At 71.1% G+C, this 19,442-nt stretch carries 17 protein-coding genes and 1 riboswitch; of the genes, 6 read left to right on the top strand and 11 right to left on the bottom strand.

What is annotated here, in order from left to right:
* Positions 1–81: 81 nt before the first annotated feature.
* From AB0I04_RS30445 to AB0I04_RS30430, 4 genes are all read right to left on the bottom strand, one after another.
* Positions 82–882, bottom strand: a complete 801-nt coding sequence (locus AB0I04_RS30445) for a M56 family metallopeptidase (protein WP_360891903.1) — start codon at positions 880–882, stop codon at positions 82–84.
* Complete coding sequence (locus tag AB0I04_RS30440; RefSeq protein WP_360891900.1) at positions 879–1,256, bottom strand: BlaI/MecI/CopY family transcriptional regulator; 378 nt, start codon at positions 1,254–1,256, stop codon at positions 879–881. Before AB0I04_RS30440 ends, AB0I04_RS30445 begins: the two co-directional genes overlap by 4 nt.
* Positions 1,257–1,287: 31 nt before the next feature.
* Positions 1,288–2,124: a methyltransferase domain-containing protein gene (locus tag AB0I04_RS30435; protein ID WP_360891897.1), complete on the bottom strand. Its 837-nt coding sequence runs from the start codon at positions 2,122–2,124 to the stop codon at positions 1,288–1,290.
* Positions 2,125–2,210: 86 nt separating this feature from the next.
* The gene (locus AB0I04_RS30430; protein ID WP_360891894.1) at positions 2,211–2,828 is read right to left on the bottom strand and encodes a TetR/AcrR family transcriptional regulator; all 618 of its coding nucleotides are present in this window, start codon (positions 2,826–2,828) and stop codon (positions 2,211–2,213) included.
* A 98-nt stretch (positions 2,829–2,926) separates the two neighbouring features.
* Here AB0I04_RS30430 and AB0I04_RS30425 point away from each other — a divergent pair, with 98 nt between their 5' ends.
* The 6 genes from AB0I04_RS30425 (at position 2,927) to AB0I04_RS30400 (ending at position 10,808) form a co-directional block, all read left to right on the top strand.
* Entirely contained in the window at positions 2,927–4,480 is a 1,554-nt protein-coding gene (locus AB0I04_RS30425; protein ID WP_360891891.1) for a DHA2 family efflux MFS transporter permease subunit, read from the top strand.
* A gap of 11 nt (positions 4,481–4,491) precedes the next feature.
* Complete coding sequence (locus tag AB0I04_RS30420) at positions 4,492–5,934, top strand: MFS transporter (protein WP_360891888.1); 1,443 nt, start codon at positions 4,492–4,494, stop codon at positions 5,932–5,934.
* A gap of 20 nt (positions 5,935–5,954) precedes the next feature.
* Positions 5,955–6,734, top strand: coding sequence for an alpha/beta fold hydrolase (locus AB0I04_RS30415; protein WP_360891885.1), 780 nt, complete (start codon positions 5,955–5,957; stop codon positions 6,732–6,734).
* 145 nt (positions 6,735–6,879) lie between these two features.
* Positions 6,880–8,064: a permease gene (locus tag AB0I04_RS30410; protein ID WP_360891882.1), complete on the top strand. Its 1,185-nt coding sequence runs from the start codon at positions 6,880–6,882 to the stop codon at positions 8,062–8,064.
* Positions 8,065–8,297: 233 nt separating this feature from the next.
* Positions 8,298–9,479, top strand: coding sequence for an AbrB family transcriptional regulator (locus tag AB0I04_RS30405; RefSeq protein WP_360891879.1), 1,182 nt, complete (start codon positions 8,298–8,300; stop codon positions 9,477–9,479).
* A gap of 157 nt (positions 9,480–9,636) precedes the next feature.
* A riboswitch (cyclic di-AMP (ydaO/yuaA leader) is annotated at positions 9,637–9,774 on the top strand.
* A gap of 8 nt (positions 9,775–9,782) precedes the next feature.
* On the top strand, positions 9,783–10,808 hold the full coding sequence (locus AB0I04_RS30400; RefSeq protein WP_360891876.1) for an NlpC/P60 family protein: 1,026 nt from the start codon (positions 9,783–9,785) through the stop codon (positions 10,806–10,808).
* A gap of 66 nt (positions 10,809–10,874) precedes the next feature.
* Here the strand turns inward: AB0I04_RS30400 and AB0I04_RS30395 are convergent, their stop codons facing one another.
* The 7 genes from AB0I04_RS30395 to AB0I04_RS30365 form a co-directional block, all read right to left on the bottom strand.
* Positions 10,875–11,909, bottom strand: a complete 1,035-nt coding sequence (locus tag AB0I04_RS30395) for a hypothetical protein (RefSeq protein WP_360891873.1) — start codon at positions 11,907–11,909, stop codon at positions 10,875–10,877.
* 123 nt (positions 11,910–12,032) lie between these two features.
* Positions 12,033–14,105, bottom strand: a complete 2,073-nt coding sequence (locus AB0I04_RS30390) for a PQQ-dependent sugar dehydrogenase (protein WP_360891870.1) — start codon at positions 14,103–14,105, stop codon at positions 12,033–12,035.
* 164 nt (positions 14,106–14,269) lie between these two features.
* On the bottom strand, positions 14,270–15,079 hold the full coding sequence (locus tag AB0I04_RS30385; RefSeq protein ID WP_360891867.1) for a sugar phosphate isomerase/epimerase family protein: 810 nt from the start codon (positions 15,077–15,079) through the stop codon (positions 14,270–14,272).
* 65 nt (positions 15,080–15,144) lie between these two features.
* Entirely contained in the window at positions 15,145–16,290 is a 1,146-nt protein-coding gene (locus tag AB0I04_RS30380) for a dihydrodipicolinate synthase family protein (protein WP_360891864.1), read from the bottom strand.
* The gene (locus AB0I04_RS30375; RefSeq protein ID WP_360891861.1) at positions 16,287–17,438 is read right to left on the bottom strand and encodes a Gfo/Idh/MocA family oxidoreductase; all 1,152 of its coding nucleotides are present in this window, start codon (positions 17,436–17,438) and stop codon (positions 16,287–16,289) included. The genes AB0I04_RS30380 and AB0I04_RS30375 overlap by 4 nt, the downstream gene beginning before the upstream one ends.
* Before the next feature lie 87 nt (positions 17,439–17,525).
* On the bottom strand, positions 17,526–18,320 hold the full coding sequence (locus AB0I04_RS30370) for an ABC transporter ATP-binding protein (protein ID WP_360891858.1): 795 nt from the start codon (positions 18,318–18,320) through the stop codon (positions 17,526–17,528).
* Between the two features lie 60 nt (positions 18,321–18,380).
* Positions 18,381–19,397 (bottom strand): ABC transporter substrate-binding protein, encoded by a 1,017-nt coding sequence (locus AB0I04_RS30365; protein WP_360891855.1) that lies wholly within the window; start codon positions 19,395–19,397, stop codon positions 18,381–18,383.
* Between the last annotated feature and the right edge of the window lie 45 nt (positions 19,398–19,442).

The following is a 19,442-nucleotide window of genomic DNA, read 5'->3' as shown; positions in this document are numbered from 1 at the left end:
GCAGGCGTACGAGATCGACCCCGCCGAACAAGATCGCGGATTTCGTCGCGAAGGAGCCACGGACGGATGGCGGTCTCCGCGCTACATGAGCCATGAGCCGAGCGTCTGACCGACGCACATCAGCAGGCTCGTCGCGACGACCAGGCCGAGCGCCGACAGCGCGGTGAGGCCGGCCGGCGGGCGGAGACGCGGCACCTCGTCGCCGAGGAGCTGGGCGACACGGGCCCTCCCGGCGCCTTCGAACGCCGCACCCGCCGGGACCCGCGATCCCGAACCGTCGAGGGCGAACAGGGCACGGGCGACGGCACGCCGGCCGACGCGCTCGATCGCGGCGCGGTCGGCGCGCAGTTCCGCGTCCTCGGCCTGTCGCCGCCACCACCAGCCGCACAGCGGCAGGTAGACCAGCACGTCGGTGGCGGCGTGGGCGAGCAGGCGCCGCAGTGGATCGCGGCGCCGGGCATGCGCCTGCTCGTGGACGAGGACGGCGGCGAGTTCGTCGGCGGCCAGCGCGTCCGCCAGGCCGGTCGTGACGTACACGCGCGGCCGGAACGGCCCGGCGCAGAACGCCGACGGCTCGCCGCCGGCGAGACATACGAGACGCCGGACGCCGGCGCGCCGGGCGGCGGCCGCGAGCGGGCCCGGCACGGGGTCACGCTGCAGGGCCGTGAGTGCCCGCGAGGCCCCGGCGGCCAGCATCCCCGCGCGAACGGCGACCGCGACGAGGCTGGCCGCCACGACGAGCGCGGTCGCCATGGCCAGGCACTCCGGCATCGTCATCGAACCGCACATCCCCGCGGTCGACCGCCAGGCGATCCGAAGAACGACCAGAGCGGCAGCCACGGCGAACGCGGCAGAGCGGCGGCGCAGCGAGAACAGGATCACCGGATCAGGTCCTCGAGGCGCCGGCGCTCCTCCGGCGTCAGCTCGGACAGCCGCGCGGCGAAGGCGGCCAGCCCCGCCTCGCCGTACCGGCTGACGAACTGCGCGGCCTCCCGGTCGCTGGCCTGGGCAAGGAACGAGCGGGGGTCGCCGACGGCGTGGTACTCGTGAGCCCGCCTGCCGGCGTCCGCGGCGAGGAGCCCTTTGTCGGCCAGCCGCCGCACCGTCGTCATCACCGTCGTGTACGCCAGCTCGGGCATCAGCGTCAGCACGTCACGGACGACGAACGGCTCGGCCACCGCACCCGTCCACACGGCCCGCATGATCCGCCCTTCGAGAGGGCCCAGCAACGCGACCGCCCGGTCGAGATCCTCCACCGCACACCTCCTACCCTGCCGATCGTACGGATCAGGGCCGGCTGGCGGTGACCGACCAGACGGCCGAGCCGAGAAGCACCCCGTCCGGCGTCTCGTACGGCGCGAGCGCCGCGCGCAGGGCGTCGAGCGCCTTGGCGATGGTGGTGTCGTCGGCCTCGGCGAGCATGCCGCGCACCACGGGGTTGCCGCTCAGGAATTCGACCGCGTCGTCGAGGTCCGCGCCCAGGCGCACCGGCTCGGTGACGGACTCGGCCCGGACGCCGGCGAACCCGACGCCGGCCAGCAGGTCACGGACATGCTCCGGGTCGGCGAGGGAGAACGGGCCCGGCTTGCCCGGCTCGCCGAGGTCCGGCAGCGGGACCAGGTTGGCGACCGCGCCGTACGGCACGGCCAAGTGCTCGTTGCGCGCGGCGTCCTGCCAGCACAGGAAGGCGAGCCGTCCACCGGGCCGCAGCGCACGGCGCAGGTTGGCGAACGCGGCGGACGGGTCGTCGAAGAACATCACCCCGAACCGGCTCAGCACGAGGTCGAACGACTCTCCGGGAAGATCGGTCACCTGCGCGTCCGCCCGCTCGAACCGTACGTTTCCGGGGCCCTCCTCCCGAGCCAGTTCCCTCGCCCGTTCGAGCATCGGCCGGGACAGGTCGATGCCCAGCGCGGCCCCCTCGGAGGCCTGCCGGGCGGCGATCCGGGTGGTCTGACCGCACCCGCAGCCGACGTCCAGCGCGTGATCCGCCGCCGAGATCGCGGCATCGGCGATGAGACGGTCCGTCAACCGGCTCAGCATCGTGTCGTACCGGTCCTGCTGCTCGGCCCAGTGCCGGCCGGTGTCGCCGTCCCACGCCTCGGCCTGCTCGCTGTTGGTCACCCGACTACCCCTATCTACTATCAGTCGATAGTACTAATCGGCGATAGTAACAGGCGTCCTTCGCTCGCGAAACAGGGAAACCGCGCTCAGGCGCCCGGAGTGCGGAGGAGCGCCGACAGGGTCCGCTCCAGCAGGTCGCCCGCCTCCTCGGCGGTGCGGCGTCCCGCCTGGACCTCGTCGCCCGCCGCATGCAGCAGGGCGTAAACCGTCGTCACGACCCACTCGGCCGGCAGGTCGGCGCGGAAGGACCCGGCCTCCTGACCGCGCACGATGAGCCGCTCGACGCGGCCCATCGGCAGGTCGTGGTGACGGCGCACCTCCTCGGCGGGCAGCGCCCGCCGGGCCGCTTCGTGCAGGCCGCCGAACCGGTCCAGGATCGGCCAGCACGTACGAATGAGCCGAGCGAACGCCTCTGCGGGCGGCCCTTCGTCGGGCGCCGCCACCTCGACGGCTCCCATGCTGTGACTGATCGCCGCGGCGAGCACCGTGCGTATCAGGTCCTCCCGGGACGGGAAGTGGGCGTACAGCGTCACCCGCCCGACGCCGGCCGCGCGGGCGATGTCGGTCATGCTCGCGTCCGGGTCGCGGGCGAGCAGGTCGGTGGCGGCGGTCACGATCGCCGCGATGTTGCGCTCGGCGTCGGCCCGCCGGCGGGGACCACCCGCCCGGCCCTCGGCGGCTTCGCGCCGCGTGCTCGGCCCCATGCGAGGAGATTAGCGGAAGTCGTACAGGGGTGTTGTGTTTATATACCCACCCTGGGTACCTTAACTCGAACACACATGTACGAGTTAAGTGGGTGATCATGATGACCTCTCCGGTCCTTGTGGGCTCCGGGCCCCCGCCACCGTCCGGCGGCCGAGCCCGGCTCCGGTGGCCGACGCTCGGGATCCTCGCGGTGAGCCTGCTCATCGTGGGCCTGGACGCCACCGTCCTCAACGTCGCGCTGCCCACCCTGGTCCGGGAGCTCGGCGCCTCCACCGGCCGACTGCAATGGATCGTCGACATCTACGCGCTGATGGCCGGTGGGCTCATGCTGCTGGGCGGCAGCCTCGCCGACCGCCTCGGCCGCAAGCGGGTCTTCCTCGCGGGCCTCGCCCTGTTCACCGGGGCCTCGGTGGCGGCGGCGTACGCCGGATCGGTCACCACCCTGATGGCGGCCCGGGCGGTGATGGGCATCGGCGAGGCGCTCATCATGCCCTCGACGCTCGCCATCATCGGCGACGTCTTCCCCGACCGCGCCGAGCGGACCAAGGCGATCGGCGTCTGGTCCGCGGCCGTCGGGGCGGGCACGGTGATCGGCCCGGTTCTCGGCGGCTGGCTGCTCAGCCGGTTCTTCTGGGGCTCGGTATTCCTGATCAACCTGCCCATCGGGCTGGTGGGGCTGATCGCCGCCGCGCTGGTGGTGCCGGGCTCCCGGGCGTCCGTCGTCCGCCGCATCGACCCGCTGGGCGCGACCCTGTCGGTCGCGGCACCGGCGGCGCTGCTCTGGGCGATCATCGAGGGCCCCACGCGCGGGTGGCGTGACCCGGCGGTCCTCGGAGCCTTCCTCCTCGGGCTCGTGCTGGTCGCCGTCTTCATCACGTGGGAGGGCCGCACACCGCATCCGATGCTGCCGCTGCGCGTCTTCCGGCACCGCGCGCTGGCGATCGGCGACGTCCTCATCTTCATGGCGGCCTTCGCGATGATCGGCACGCTGTTCGTGCTCACGCAGTACCTCCAGTTCGTCCTCGGCTACAGCGCCGCGCAGACCGGATGGCGGCTCGGCCCGATGGCCCTGGCGCTGCTGGCCACCGGCCCGCTGGCCGGACTGCTCCTCCAGCGGCTGGGCCTGCGCGTGGTGTCGGCGGCCGGGCTGGCCCTCGTGCTCGCCGCCCTGATCACCTTCGGCACCACGGCCGACGGCGACGGCTACGGCCGCGTCGTCGCCGTGATCGTGCTGCTGGGCGCGGGGGCGGGCTTCGTCATCACCGCGACGTCGGACGCCATCGTGGGGTCGCTCCCGGACACCGACCTCGGAGTCGGCTCGGCGACGAACAGCTCCGGGATCCAACTCGGGGCCGCCACCGGCGTGGCCGTGATGGGCAGCCTGCTGTCCGGCCGCTACGGCGACGAACTCGGCCGGCGCCTGGGCGCCGGAACCCCCTCCGGCGTCCTCCGGCCTGCCAAGGAGTCGCTCGGTACGGCTCTCCTCGTGGCCCAGCGGCTACCGGGCCGGGCCGGCGGCGTCCTCGCCGATGCCGCGAAGTCCTCATTCGTCGCCGGGATGGCGCCCGCACTGTTCACGGCCGCCGGCGTCACCGTCCTCGGCCTGCTCGTCGCCCTGTTCGCCGCACGCCGCAGCGTGTCCCACCGTTAAGAGAGGCTTCAATGGCGCATCCGACACACCCGGCCCACACCGGCCACGATCCCGGAGCCTCAGGGCCGGTCGCTCCCCGCCGCTGGGCGGCGCTCGCGCTGATCAGCGTCGCCCAGTTCATGCTGATCCTCGACGTCACCGTGGTGAACGTCGCCCTCCCCGACATCGGCCGCGACCTCGCGCTCGGCCGTACGGCGCTGACGTGGACCGTCACCGCATACACCCTGTTCTTCGGCGGCCTGATGCTCCTGGGCGGTCGACTCGCCGACGCCTTCGGCGGCCGCCGGATGATGCTGGCCGGGCTGGTGGTCTTCACGGTGGCCTCGCTGGCCACGGGTCTCGCGCAGAGCGAGGCGTCCCTGCTCGGCGGCCGCATCGCCCAAGGAGTCGGCGCGGCGCTGCTGTCCCCCGCCGCGTTGTCGACCATCACCACCACCTTCCACGGCGCCGAGCGCACCAAGGCGCTGAGTGTGTGGGCCTCACTCGGCGGCATCGGGTTCGCGGCAGGCGTGCTGGCCGGCGGCGTGCTCACCGCCGGGCCCGGCTGGCGCTGGGCGTTCTTCGTCAACGTCCCGGTCGGCGTGGCCGTACTGGCCGCCCTCCCAGCCACCGTCCCCGCCCAGGGCTCCGGCGGCGCGCGGCGGCTCGACGTGCTCGGCGCCCTCACGGTCACCGCCGCGACGGCCTCCTTCATCTACGGGATGATCCACGCCGGTGACGCCGGCTGGTCCGCCACCGGCACGCTGGTGCCACTGGCCGCCGCGGTCGTGCTCTACGCGGTCTTCGCACTCGTCGAACGGACCATACGGCACCCGCTGATGCACGTGGGCATGCTCGCCCGCCGCCCGGTCGCCGCGGGCGCGTTCCTGATGCTCGTCGCCTCCGGCCTGTTGATCTCGATGTTCTTCCTCGGCTCGCAGTACCTGCAGCACGCCCGGCACATCGGGGCTCTGGAGACGGGCCTGCTCTTCCTGCCCGCGGCCCTCGGGACCGGGCTGGGCGCGCACCTGGGCGGACGGCTGGTCGGCACGATCGGCACCCGGCCGGTCGCGGTCGGCGGCCTCGGCCTGATCGCCCTCGGGACCGGGCTGCTCACGGGGCTCTCGGGGCACGCCAGCGTCTTCACCGGGCTGCTCCCGGGGATCGTCATCGCGACCGTGGGAGTCGGGCCGGTCTTCGTCGCCGCGACGAGCTCCGCGCTGGCCCACGTGACGCACGAGGAGGCCGGGCTCGCCTCCGGTGTGATCAATACGTTCCACGAGCTGGGCGCCGCCGTCGGCGTCGCCGTCGCCTCCACGGTCGCCGCGGCCGGCCTGTCCGCCGTCCCCGCGGTCGGCGGGTTCACCGACGCGTACGCGGTGTTCGCCGTCGCGGCCGCGATCGCCGCGGTGCTCGCGCTGTGGCTCGTCCCGCCCGGCAGGCCCCGGTCGACCGGCATGCCACACGCTCACTGAACCCTCCCGAGAGGACTCCCATGCTCGCGCACGACCGTTCCGGCACGGGCCCGCCGCTCGTGCTCCTGCACGGAGTGGGGCTCGATCGCCGGACCTGGCGTCCGGTCCGCGACCTTCTCTCCGAAAAACGGGAGGTGATCGCCCTCGACCTGCCGGGGCACGGGGAGTCGCCGTCGCTGCCGGCCGGCGCGCGCTACGACGTCGCCGGGTACGTCGGCGCGGTGCGGGAGGCGATCGGGGCGCTCGGCCTCGACCGCCCCCACGTCGCGGGCAACTCCCTCGGCGGCGCGATCGCCTTGGAACTGGCCCGTACCGGAGAGGTCGCCTCGGCGGTGGCGCTGTCGCCGATCGGTTTCTGGAACACCCGGGAGATCCGCTCCACGATGGCGTCCCTGCGGCTCAGCAGGGGGCTCGCTCGCCTGTCCGGGCCGATCGGGCCCACGCTCGCGAGCATCGCGGCCGTCCGGCTGCTGCTCTTCCGCCCGTACTACGGTCACCCGGCCCGGCTGTCCCCGGCCGACGCCCGCGCCGCCGCCGAGGCGTTCGCGGCGTCGGCCGCCCTTCCCGCCACGCTGCCCTACACGCGCCACTACCGGTTCGCCCCCGATCCGCGGCCGCGCGTGCCCGTCACGATCGGCTGGGGCCGCGACGACCGGTTGCTGCCGCCGCGGCAGGCGCTCCGCGCGCGGGAGATCCTCCCCGCGGCCTGGCACGTCATCCTGCCCGGCTGCGGCCACGTTCCCATGCCCGACGACCCGGAACGCGTGGCGTCCCTCCTGTTGTCGAGCCCGTACCGCTGACCCGCTGCCCGGCAGGCCACGCGCATATCCGGCCGGAGGCGTGGTACGTCCGAAATCACGGTCAGTGCCGCGCCCTATATGGAGATAAACCCCCCACGGGTATAGGGTCTGGAGAGTCGTGACCTCGGACGGAGAGAGGGCGAGCATGGGAGCGATCGGTCACGCGTTGGCGATCGCCGGGTCGATGACCTGGGAGATCCTCTGGGCGTTGATTCTGGGATTCCTGCTGTCGGCGATCGTCCAGGCGGTGGTGCGGCGGTCGACGGTCGTGCGGCTGCTCGGCGACGGGCGGCCTCGTACGCTCGCGATCTCCACCGGTCTGGGCGTCGCGTCGTCGTCGTGCTCGTACGCGGCGGTCGCGCTGGCACGCTCGCTGTTCCGCAAGGGCGCGAGCTTCGTCGCGGCGATGACGTTCGAGATCGCCTCGACCAACCTCGTGATCGAGCTCGGCATCATCCTGGCGTTGCTCATGGGCTGGCGGTTCACCGCCGCCGAGTTCATCGGCGGACCGATCATGATCGTGGTCCTGGCGGTGCTGTTCCGGCTGTTCCTGCGCGAACGGCTGCTGCGCGCAGCCCGTGAGCAGGCCGAACGCGGCGTCGCCGGCTCGATGGAGGGCCACGCGGCGATGGACATGTCCGTCCAGCGGCAGGGCTCGTTCTGGCAGCGGCTCCTGTCCGGCGAGGGTTTCACGTCGGTGGCGCACGTGTTCGTCATGGAGTGGGCGGCGATCCTGCGCGACCTCGTCATCGGGCTGCTGATCGCGGGGGCGATCGCGGCGTGGGTGCCCGACTCGTTCTGGCAGCACTTCTTCCTCGTCGACCACCCGCTCGCCGCGAAGATCTGGGGACCACTGGTCGGACCGCTCGTCGCGGTGATCAGCTTCGTGTGCTCGATCGGCAACGTCCCGCTGGCCGCGGTGCTGTGGAACGGCGGCATCAGCTTCGGCGGTGTCGTCGCGTTCATCTTCGCCGACCTGATCATCCTGCCGATCATCGTGATCTACCGGAAGTACTACGGCACCCGGATGGCCCTGTTCATCACCGGCACCTTCTACGCGGCCATGGTGATCGCCGGCTTTCTCGTCGAGCTGATCTTCGGCGTGACCGGCCTCATTCCCGGCAAGCGCCATGCGGTCGTGATGGAGGCGGGCGTGTCCTGGAACTACACGACCTGGCTCAACATCGCCTTCCTCGTCCTCACCGCCGTCCTGCTGACCCGCTTCGTCCGGACCGGCGGCATCCCGATGCTGAAGATGATGGGCGGCTCCCCCGACACCGAGCACGCCGGCCACGACCAGGGCCATGCGGCCCATGACCGTCACCAGTGAGCGCGCCTCACCTTCCCGCGTCGGGACGCAACACACCAAGAGGCCCGAACCTCGCGACAACCGAGATAGGGACATTTACCGTCGAATAAGCGTCGTAACGCCGCACGGTTTTGAGACGGAACACGGTGTAAGCGGGCTGGCCTTGGCCTAGAGCGACATCTTCATTGGCCATTGCGTTCGCCGCCATAACCATCACCGGCCGCGTCGACGGACACAGTGACCATGTGGTGTCTATGGGGAAGGTACGGGCCCGGCCGTCCGGAACGGCCGGCTCGCCGAACGCCCGGGTGAGACGCCCGCTGTCGGCCTGGAGCTGGTGCGCCGTCGTCGTCACCGCCTTCCTGGCCGGCGCGGGAGCGCACGCGGCGGGGGTGCCGGGGCCGTACATGCTCGCCGGGCTGCTCGTGGGCATGGTCCTCGCGCTGTCCGGGCTGGTCACCGCCACCTTCCCGCGCCCGGCGTACCGCATATCCCAGGCCATGGCCGGAGTGTTGATGGGCGGCTACATCCAGCCGGCGGCGCTGCGGGCGGCCGCGCCGGCGATGCTCCCGCTCACCGTCGTGACCGTCGTGACGGTCCTGCTCAGCGTGGGGATCGCCCGGCGGATCGAGCGGACCGGTCTGCTCGACCGGCCGACGGCGACGCTGGCCACGGTGCCGGGCGGCGCGGCGGCCATGCTGGCCGCCGCGGACGAGCTCGGGGCCGACACCCGGCTCGTCGCGATCGCCCAGTACTCCCGGGTCGCCATGATCGCGGTGACCGCCCCGGTGGTCGTCCCCCTGTCCGGGCCCCTGCTGCACGGGGGCGCCGGGTCGGCCGAGCCGCACTCGCCGGTCAGCCCGCAGATGCTGCATTTGGTGGCCGGGGCCCATCAGCCGGCCGGGCTCCTGGTGCTGTGCGCCGTGGCGGTCCTGGGCGTCCAGGTGGGGCGGCGCCTGCGGCTGCCGGCGCCGATGGTGCTCGGTCCGATGTTGGTGACCGTCGTGGCGACCTTCTCCGGAGCGGTCCATGGATTCCGGCCGGCCGGGCTGCTGCAGACGCTCGTGTTCACCTGCATCGGTCTGGAGATCGGGCTGCGGTTCCGCCGGGACTCCCTCCGGCACGCGCGCCGGCTCCTCCCCTGGATGGTGGGCGGAACGGTCGTCATCAGCCTCGTCTCGGCCGTACTCGCGTGGCTGCTGGCCCGCCTGACGAACCTGTCGTACGCCGACGCCTACCTCGCGACAACGCCCGGCGGGATCAACGCGGTCCTCGCCACCTCGGTCGCGACCAACGCCGACGTCGGACTGGTATCGAGCGTGCAGAGCATGCGGCTCTTCGCCGTCGTCACGCTGGCGCCCGTGCTGGTCCGCCTGTCGTTCACCCGGAGCCGGCGATGCGCTCCGCCGGACGAGACGCCCTCGAACGTCCGTTGACGTTCCCTATTCACCCGGCATACGGGCGGCACATTGTCCGTAGCGGCCGGTCAATGAACGTCAACGTCGCAAAAGGTTAACGAAACATTGATTGGCAAAAGGCGCCTGATCACCTCTAAACTACGGAAAGCCCGGCTGCCCCCGGCTTCACAGGAAGCACAGCCGTCCGCCGAATCCCCTTGGGAACCCGGGAATCCACAGTCGTCGAGGCGCGTCCAGAACCGATGAGGTTCCGGCAGGGTGGCTCCGGCCCGAGCCTCGATCGCTGACCCGGAAGGCGGCAAGGAGAGGAGTAGGACTTCTGTGGCGCCTTCCCACCCCCTGACGAACGCGCGCGCCACCGAGCGCTCGCGGATGCGGCGATCGCTCCGCGCCTGCGCGGCCGTGTCGCTCACGGTGGCGGTCTCACTGACGACGGTCGGCACCGCGCACGCCGCGCCCGCCAAGCCGTCGGCGGCCTCCGCGCAGAAGGAGCTGGACAAGCTCAACGCGAAGGTCGACAAGATCGTTGACCAGTGCAACAAGGCGCAGACCGAGCTCGACGCCGCCAAGAAGCGGCTCAAGTCGGTCAACGCCGAGACAGCGGCCGAGCAGGTCCGGTACAACCAACTGCACGGGCGGGTCGTGCAGCTCGCCGCCGACCAGTACAAGACCGGCACGTCCGACCCGGCCACCGCCGTCCTGGCCTCCAAGAACCCGGACGCGGCGCTCGACCAGATGTCGACCTTCACGCACCTGGCCAGCAGCCGTGGTCAGGAGCTCACCGCGTTCCTCGCGTCGACCCAGCGGCTCCGCCGTGACCAGGCCGAGGCGCAGGGCACGACCCAGGAGGTCCAGCAGAAGGTCGCGAAGCTCAAGGCGCAGAAGACCGCGGTCAACCAGGCCATCGCCAAGCAGAAGGCCCTCCTGAAGAAGCTCGGCCAGGCCACTACCGCTCCGAAGGGCAAGATCGGCGGTTCGTACACCGGTCCGGCGTCCGGCTCGGCACGCGCGGCCCTGAACTACGCCTACGCGCAGCTCGGCAAGCCCTACATCTCCGGTGGCACCGGCCCGGAGGGGTACGACTGCTCCGGTCTCACGATGATGTCCTGGCGGGCGGCCGGGGTCAGCATCCCCCGGGTCGTCCCCGACCAGTACAACGCGGTCCACCACGTCGCGCAGAGCGACGTGCAGCCCGGCGACCTCATCTTCCTCGACGGGCTGGGGCACGTCGGGATGATGGTCGACAGCGGCCGCTTCATCCACGCTCCCCGCACGGGCGAGAACGTGATGATCAGCTCGGTCGCCGGCTACTGGCAGGGTCATCTCGTCGGCTTCGGCCGTCCCTGACGACGCAAACCGCGCGGTGAGCCCTCGGGGGAAGGCTCACCGCGCGGTTCTGGCGGGGGATGGTGGTCAGTGCCGGCCTGAGACGGCCCGGCTGTACTGCTGCCAGACCTCCTTGTCGGTGACGACCCGATTGAGGTACATCAGGCTGTCGAACCGGCAGTTGCAGGGGTTGTCCTCCTGCGTGTTCTGCGGGTAGCCCCCGCCGATCTTTATGCCGCGCGGGTCGGTCGCGGAGGTGTAGTGCGTGCCGGGTGTTCCGACCCCCCAGGGGTCGCCCGACAGCACGTAGAAGCCGTCGATCGGCTTGCCGTTCTTGTACAGCTTCATGGTGCCGTGGTCGTAGTCGAACGACGCGGCGAGGAAGACCCACTTGCCGATCGGCAGGATGCTGTGCCAGTCCTCGTTCGCGGCGAACGTCTGAGAGCTGCTGCCGTCGACGCGACGGCCGAGGGCGACCAGGCGCTTGGTCCCCGACACGTCGATGATCTCGAGCAGACCTCGTACGTTGTGGCCCTGCGAGTCTCCGCTGAGCACACCCGTCAGCGCGACGGCGCCGAAGTAGTCCGACGGGTCCGGGGTGTTGGTGTTGGGGCTCGGGTTCGGACCGGTCGTCTTGAACCAGCCCATGATCGAGATCGCCGTGGTGTGGTTGAACGCGTGGAGGGTCGGCACTCCGGTCGTGGAGTAGATCCCGCCCTTCCAGTCGTCATTGCCGAACGTCGTGGGGTTGATCTGCTGGGTCTGGAGCGCGTGCCCGGCGCCGGGGTAGGCGCTGTCCCGGACCCGCATGGCGCCGCCACCGTTGATCAGGTTGATGGTCGTACCGGACGACCCCTGGTCGCGCTCCTGCGCGGGGTTGCCCCGTACGGGGTGCTCGAAGTCGTAGTAGGCGACCAGGTTCGGGCGCAGGCTCGGCAGCACCTTCCCGTCTCCGTGGTGGCCCCGGGCCAGGGCCGACGTCGTGCCGGCGTCCGCCTGGGCCGCGCTCGCGGCCGCGGTGAGCGGCGCGCACAGTACGGCGGCCACGAGGGCCGCGCCGAGGCGCCGGGATCGTACGGGCCGCCGGCGGCGGGCGACCGCCGCCTCGCTGAGATCTGTCATCGTTCCCTCCACGTGCGTATGGAGTCCCGGCGGCCACCGCTCTGAGGCGGTGACCGCCGGGAGGCAGTGGGGCCCGGGCCGCGTCCGCCGCCGGACCGGACGGACGGCGGCCCGAGCCCGGGATCAGTCGCCTACCGCAGTGCCGGTGACCTGGAAGTTGCGGACCCGGCCGATGTTGTCGAACGACCCGAACCCGACCCGACCGGACGCGAAGGTCTTGTCGACCGCCGTCATCCGCGGGTTCTTCGAGTGATCGAGGTACACCGCGATCTCACCGGTGTCCACGTGCCGGATGATCGTCACGTGGTGCCAGTTCATGTCGGTGATCGACGGATCGGCGCCGCGCGACCGCAGCGGATCCCACTGGTCCTCGATCCGCAGCCGGTCGGCGTTGTTCACAACGAAGATCCCGTTGTGCGGGTAGATGTCGTTGCTCTGCGACAGATGCGCGTAGTAGAACTGCGTGTCCGATTGGTAGCCGAACACGATGATCACATCGCGGTTGCTGATGTCCGTCGGGGTGTCGATCCGCACGTCCGCGTCGATCCGCTCCGTGCCGAACTTCGGGCCCTTGGTGAGGACCGCGTACTCGAACGGGCGGCGCGGGCCGGGCCGCTGCACGCCGGCCTCGGCCAGGATCACCTGGTTGCCCTCGAACTTCCACTTCGACGGGGTGACCGGCGCCCAGTTCTTGGCGCCCGCCGTGCCGCCCACGTGGGTGTGGCCGACCGGACCCGAGGCGAAGTGACGCGTGCCGACGACCTTCCAGATCTTGCCGTTCGCCTTGGAAAGCATGTAGAGCTCGCCGTGGCTGTCGCGGCCGAAGCGGAGGTCGACCCGCTTGTCGCCGGCGAACTGCTGCATCGTCAGCCGGTTGCCGTTCGTGTCGAACGTCTGCAGCTGGTGGATCGGTGCCCGCGGCCCGCCGCGGCGCATCTGGCTCTGCTCGGTGTAGTAGACGCTGCCGTCGACCAGGTCGCCGAAGATGTACTTGCCGTACAGCTCGGGCAGCTTGTGGCCGCGGTAGACGTAGCCGCCGGAGATCGCCTTGCCGATGTCGCTGGAGCAGTTCCAGCCGGCCGGCGGGTCGTGGTCGTAGGCGGCCACCGGGTAGTCGTAGCCGTACTTCGCGTCGTCCGCGGGCAGCGTGTACAGGTCGCAGCGGTCGTTCTTCACGAAGCTGAACGGGCCCTCGCGGTTCGGCCAGCCGGCGTTGTCGCCGGCCCGGATGTCCCAGACGCCCTCGATGGTGTGCTCACCGATGTGGCCGAGGAACAGCTGGTGGCTGCCGCCGGTGTCCCAGCCGAAGCGGTGCGGGTCGCGGAAGCCGTAGGCGTAGATCTCGCCGAGGTCGCCGGGCTTGCCGACGAACGGGTTGTCGGCCGGGATGCCGTACTTGCCGTTGGCGCTGTTGTTGCCGTGCGGGTCGATGCGCAGGAGCTTGCCCTGCGGAACCCCGAGGTTCTGCGGGTCGTTGTTGCCCGCGGCCTGGCCCTGCCCGCCGTCACCGGCGGCGACGTACAGCTTGCCGTAGTCCTTCGACCCCGGCCGGGCGTTCGGGTTGAACCCGATCTCCTGGATGCCGTGGATCTGTCCGGCGAAGCCGAGCCGGAGGACCTCCCGGTGAGTGCCGTGGAAGGTGTCCGCCGACGGGTCGTCGGCCGTCCACTCGTCGATGACACCGTGGTAGATGGTGTTCGGCTGCGGCGTCAGGTCCGGCACCTTCGTCGTGCTGGAGGCCAGCTCGCTGTGGACGGTGTAGAACTTGCCGTTCTTCTTGAAATCAGGGTCGAAGGCGACGATGCCGAAGCCCTGGCCCAGGCCGCGCCCGGAGAAGAAGTACGGTTGGAAGGCCGCCTTGACGTCGAGGTAGACGTGCGGCTGGCCGTTCCGGACGATGTACATGTTGCCGTTGAGGTCCGGCACGTACATGCGGCCGGAGCCGTCCGGAACCTCACCGATGTAGTTGATCCGGTTCGTGCGCATCAGGCGGGGGTCGACGGGCGCGGGGACCGGGTCGGACTTCGGGAACTGGGCGTACTCCTGGAGGACCAGGCCCAGGTCGGAGGTTATCGGGCGTTCGGGGATCGGGTCTTTGACGGGTTGTAGATCATCGGCTTGCGCTGCTGTCTGCGGCATGATGAGGGCCGCGAGAACAGCGACGACGGTCAGAAGGCACCATCTGAGCTTCGTCATCCTGCCACCCATGGGGTCGTGGGACTGAAAGCGCTTTCTGGAAGCGCTTTCCCGAACGTAGATGAGGTTGGATCGAGCGTCAAGGGTCAGAGATCCGATGTTTCCTCCGGGGGGTCTGGGGCGGTTCGGACGGAGGATGCGGTGACGCGCGAGGTCGAAGAATGTCAGGTGACGTGCTCGGCGAAGCGGTCGAGGCAGAGGGACAGGGCGTCGGTTCCGGGCATCGCCCACAGCCCCTCGTTGAAGATCTCCACTTCGATCGGCCCCGTGTAGCCGGCCTCGTCCACGGCCATACGGAACCGGCGCAGTTCGACGCAGCCGTCCCCGAGCATGCCGCGCCCGGTCAGGACGCCCTCGGGCAGCGGGGTGACCCAGTCGGCGACCTGGAACAGCGCGATCCGGTCCTCCGCCCCGGCCCGCGCGATGGCGGCGTACGCGCCCGGGTCCCACCACAGGTGATAGGTGTCGACCATGACGCCGACCTGGTCGGCGGGATGCGACGCGGCGAGGTCGAGGGCCTGGTCGAGGGTCGACACCACGCACCGGTCGGAGCAGTACATGGGATGCAGCGGCTCGAGCGCCAGCCGCACGCCGTACCGCCCGGCGTACGGGGCGAGCTCGGCGAGCGCCTCGGCCACCCGCGCCCGCGCGCCGTCGAGGTCCCGGGAGCCCTCGGGCAGCCCGCCGCTCACCAGCGCGAGAGAGGGCGCGCCCAGCTCGGCGGCCTCCTCAATGGCCTGCCGGTTGTCGGCGATCGCGTCCGGGAGCTGGAAGAACCCGCCACGGCACAGCGACGTGACGGTCAGCCCGGCGTCGCGGACCAACCTGGCCGTACGGGCCAGGCCGTACTCGGCGGCCGGTTCGCGCCAGAGCCCGACGCCGGTGACCCCGGCGGCGACGCAACCCGCGACGAGGTCCGGAAGTGGCCAGTACCGCGTCGTCCACTGGTTGAGACTGAAGCGGTCGAGGCTCATACGACCTCCTTCGTCGGAGGAGTGGCCAGGCACGCTGTGCTTTTCGATTCGCTCGCTCCGCTCGCTCATGACGGCACCCCCTGGACGGTGAGCCATGCGCGCATGCGGGCCACGGCGAGCTCCGGGTCGGGCAGCAGCCCGGCCTGGTCGGCCAGCTCGAACAGCCGGACCAGGTGCGGGACGGACCGGGCGCTCTCCAGGCCGCCGACCATCCGGAAGTGCGCCTGGTGCCCGGCCAGCCAGGCGAGGAACACCACGCCGGTCTTGTAGTAGTACGTCGGGGTCGCGAAGATGTGCCGGGCCAGCGGCACGGTCGGCGCGAAGATCCGCTCGTACGCCTCCAGGTCCCCGGCGTCGAGCGCGCCGAGTGCCGCCGCGGCGGCGGGCGCAATCGGGTCGAAGATGCCGAGCAGCGCGTCGCTGTGCCCGACGTCGTCGCCACGGATCAGCTCTGGGTAGTTGAAGTCGTCGCCGGTGTAGAGGCGGACACCGGCGGGCAGCCGTCGCCGCAGCGCGACCTCGCGGCCGGCGTCCAGCAGCGACACCTTGATGCCGTCGACCCGGTCCGCGTGCGCGCCGATGATCGCCAGGACGCTCTCGGCGGCGGCGTCCAGGTCGGCCGAGCCCCAGTAGCCCTCCAGGGCCGGGTCGAACATCGGGCCGAGCCAGTGCAGCACCGCGGGCCGCGCCACCTGGCCGAGCAGCCGCCCGTACACGGCGACGTAGTCGTCCGGCCCTTCCGCCGAGGCGGCCAGCTGACGGCTCGCCATGATGACCGGGGTCCCACCGGCCGCAGCGATCACACCGACCTGCTCTTCGTAGGCGGCGACGATCCGGTCCAGCGGCGCCGGGCCGGGCGGCAGCTGGTCGGTGCCGGCACCGCACACGATGCGCCCGCCGCAGGCTCGCGCCTCCGCGCCGCTGCGCTCGATGAGCTCGCGCGTCGCCGCCCAGTCGAGGCCCATGCCGCGCTGCGCGGTGTCCATCGCCTCCGCCACGCCGAGCCCGTACGACCACAGGTGGCGGCGGAAGCTCAGGGTCGTCTCCCAGTCGACGGCGGCTTCGAGACCTGTCAGGGGATCGACGACGACGTGCGCGGCGGCGTACGCGACGCGGGACGTCGCCGGGCTCTCCGGCGGCGGGTAGGCGCGCGGCTCGCCGAGCGTGTACGGGACGATCGAGCCGTCCGCGCGGGGCAGGTCGATCTTCACTTCGCGATCTCCGGGACCTCGATGCGACGGCCTTCCTTCCAGGAGCGCAGCCCCAGCTCGGCGAGTTGGACGCCGCGCGCGCCCGCGTAGAAGTCCCACGGGAACGCGCCGTCATCGGCGACGTGCCGCAGGAAGAGCTCCCACTGCGCCTTGAACCCGTTGTCGAACTCGGCGTTGTCCGGGACCTCCTGCCACTGGGAGCGGAAGTCCTCGGTGGCGGGCAGGTCGGGGTTCCACACCGGCTTCGGCGTCATCGACCGGTGCTGCACGCGGCAGCGCCGCAGCCCGGCGACCGCGCTGCCCTCGGTGCCGTCCACCTGGAACTCCACCAGCTCATCGCGGAACACCCGCGTCGTCCACGAGGAGTTGATCTGCGCGATGACACCGCCCTCGAGCTCGAAGATCCCGTACGCGGCGTCGTCCGCCGTCGCGGCGTACGGCTTGCCGTCCTCGTCGACGCGCTCGGGGATGTGGATCGCGCCGAGGGCCTGCACCGACCGCACCGGCGCGATGATGTTGTCCATGACGTACCGCCAGTGGCAGAACATGTCGGCGATGATGCCGCCGCCGTCCTCCACTCGGTAGTTCCAGCTCGGGCGCTGCGCCTCCTGCCAGTCGCCCTCGAACACCCAGTAGCCGAACTCCCCGCGCACCGACAGGACGCGCCCGAAGAAGCCGCCGTCGACGAGCCGCTTCAGCTTCATCAGGCCCGGCAGGAACAGCTTGTCCTGCACGACTCCGTGCTTGATGCCCGCCTCGTCCGCGAGCCGGGCGAGTTCGAGGGCCTCCTCGAGGTCCTCGGCGAGCGGCTTCTCGGTGTAGATGTGCTTGCCCGCCCCGATCGCCGCCCGGACGGCCGGCGACCGGGCGCTGGTGATCTGCGTGTCGAAGTAGATGTCGACGTCCGGCCGGGCGAGGGCCGCTTCGAGGTCGGTGGACCACTCTGTGAGCCCGTGCCGCTCGGCGATGGCGCGCAGCTTGACCTCACTGCGGCCGACCAGGACGGGCTCCGGCCACAGCACGGTGCCGTCGGCGGTCGTCAGCCCGCCCTGGTCGCGGATCGCCAGAATCGAGCGGACGAGGTGCTGGCGGTACCCCATCCGGCCGGTCACGCCGTTCAGGACGATCCCGATGGACCTGCGTGCCATCCCTGTGTGTTCCTCTCTGCGGGTTGCGGTGAGCGCTCGGTCGTCAGTCGGCGGCCGACGTCCGGTCGCCGACCGCCGACCGCGCTGTCAATCGGCGGCCGATGCCGCGCCGAGCAGGTCGCGGATGCGGCCGGTGGCACGGGCGAACTCCGGCTTCGCCATCGTCGCGGCGTAGTCGCGCTCGTCCGGCAGGTCCACGTCGATGATCTCGGCGATCGTGCCGGGCCGGTCGGTCATCACGACGATCCGGTTGGCGAGGTACGCCGCCTCCGCGATCGAGTGCGTGACCAGCAGGACGGTCGTGCGCGTCTCCCGCCAGATGCGGTTGAGCTCGATGTTCAGCTGTTCGCGGGTGAGCGCGTCCAGCGCGCCGAACGGCTCATCCATCAGCAGGACCGGCGGCTCGTGCAGGAGCGCCCGGCACAGCGCCACCCGCTGCTGCATGCCGCCGGACAGCTCGTGCGGGTAGGCGTCCTCGAACCCGGTGAGCCCGGTCATCGCGATCAGCTCCGCGGTGCGCGCGCGGGCCCGCTCGCCGGGCATGCGGCGCATCTCGGCCTGCAGCAGGATGTTGCGTCGGGCGCTGCGCCACTCCAGCAGCGCGGCCCGCTGGAAGACGTACCCGATGTCATGGCGCGGACCCGTGACGGCCTCGTCCCGGAGCCGTACGTCGCCGGCCGACGGCTTGAGCAGTCCCGCGACCAGCTTGAGCAGCGTCGACTTGCCGCAGCCCGACGGGCCGACGATCGCAACGAACTCGCCCTCGGCCACGTCGAGCGACACGTCGCGCAGCGCCGTGACGTCCTTCTTCTTCGTACGGAACCGTACGGCCACGTCCTCCAGCCGGACGCTGCCGCCGCGGCTCGCTTCCTTTTCAGTCACTCGTCCTCGTTCCCGTGTGCTCCCGGGCCCGGCCATCGTCGTCACCTCTTCCGTGGTCGGTCAGCCCTGCGGGGCGGCGGAGGAGTCCCAGTACGCCGACGGCGGCTGCGCCTTGGTGATCAGGCCGGCCTGGGTGAAGACGCTGATGGTCTGCTGCCAGTCGGCGTCGGTGTTGACGCCCGGGGCCTTGCCCTTGGTGGCGTCGGTGTGCAGGAGCGACAGCGTCGTCTTGAACTGATCGGTCAGCACGGTCGGCGACGGCAGCTGCTGGGACGCGCCCTGCATGGCGGCGACGGCGTTCGCCGGGTCCTTCTCGGCCGACGCCCACGCCTCGCTGGTGGCCGCGGACATCCGCTTGACCAGGTCGGCGTTGCTCTTGAGCTTCCGGTCGCCGACGAGCAGGCCGTTGGAGTAGTAGTTCAGCCCGAATTCGGCGAACTTCAGGTACGACACCTGCTTGCCGGACTTGGCGGCCATCGTCGGGCCCTGGTCGTTGGCGTAGCCGATGAGACCGTCGGTCTTGCCGGAGATGACGGCGGCCATCTTGCCCGCCGGGTCGGTGTTCTGCAGGTGGACGTCCGACTCGCTCAGGCCGTTCTTCTTGAGGAACGCCGGGAACGTCCGCGACGGGGCGTCGCCGGCCGTCGCCGCGATCGTCTTGCCCTTCAGGTCCGCCGGCGTCTTGATCGCCTTGGCCGAGAAGAACTGCACCGACGCGGGGGTGGTCTGCAGGTAGACGCCGATGCTCTTGACCGGCAGGCCCTGGGCGGCGCCCGCCAGGAGCGCCGGGGTGTCCGCCCAGCCGAAGTCGGTCTGGCCCGCGCCGGTCGCCTGCACCGTCTTCTGCGAGCCCTGCCCCGCCTTGATCTCCAGGTCGATGCCGTGCTTCTCGAAGATGCCCTGCTTCTTGCCGTAGTAGAACGGCGCGTGCTCGCCGTAGGGGTACCAGTTGAGGGTCAGCGTGACCTTGTCGAGCTCCTTGCCGGAGGCGCTCTTGGACTTGCCACCCCCTCCCCCGCACGCGGCGGTGAGCGCCACGATGGGGATGAGGGCGAGGGCGAGGCTGCGCAGTTTCATATCGTCTCCGCTTCGGTTTGCCAGGTCTCCGTCATGCAGTCGGCG

The organism is Actinoallomurus sp. NPDC050550, from assembly GCF_040655075.1.
Classification (GTDB): Bacteria; Actinomycetota; Actinomycetes; order Streptosporangiales; family Streptosporangiaceae; genus Actinoallomurus.
The sequence above is the reverse complement of the archived record's forward strand: the minus strand, read 5'-3'. Positions and strand labels throughout refer to the sequence as shown.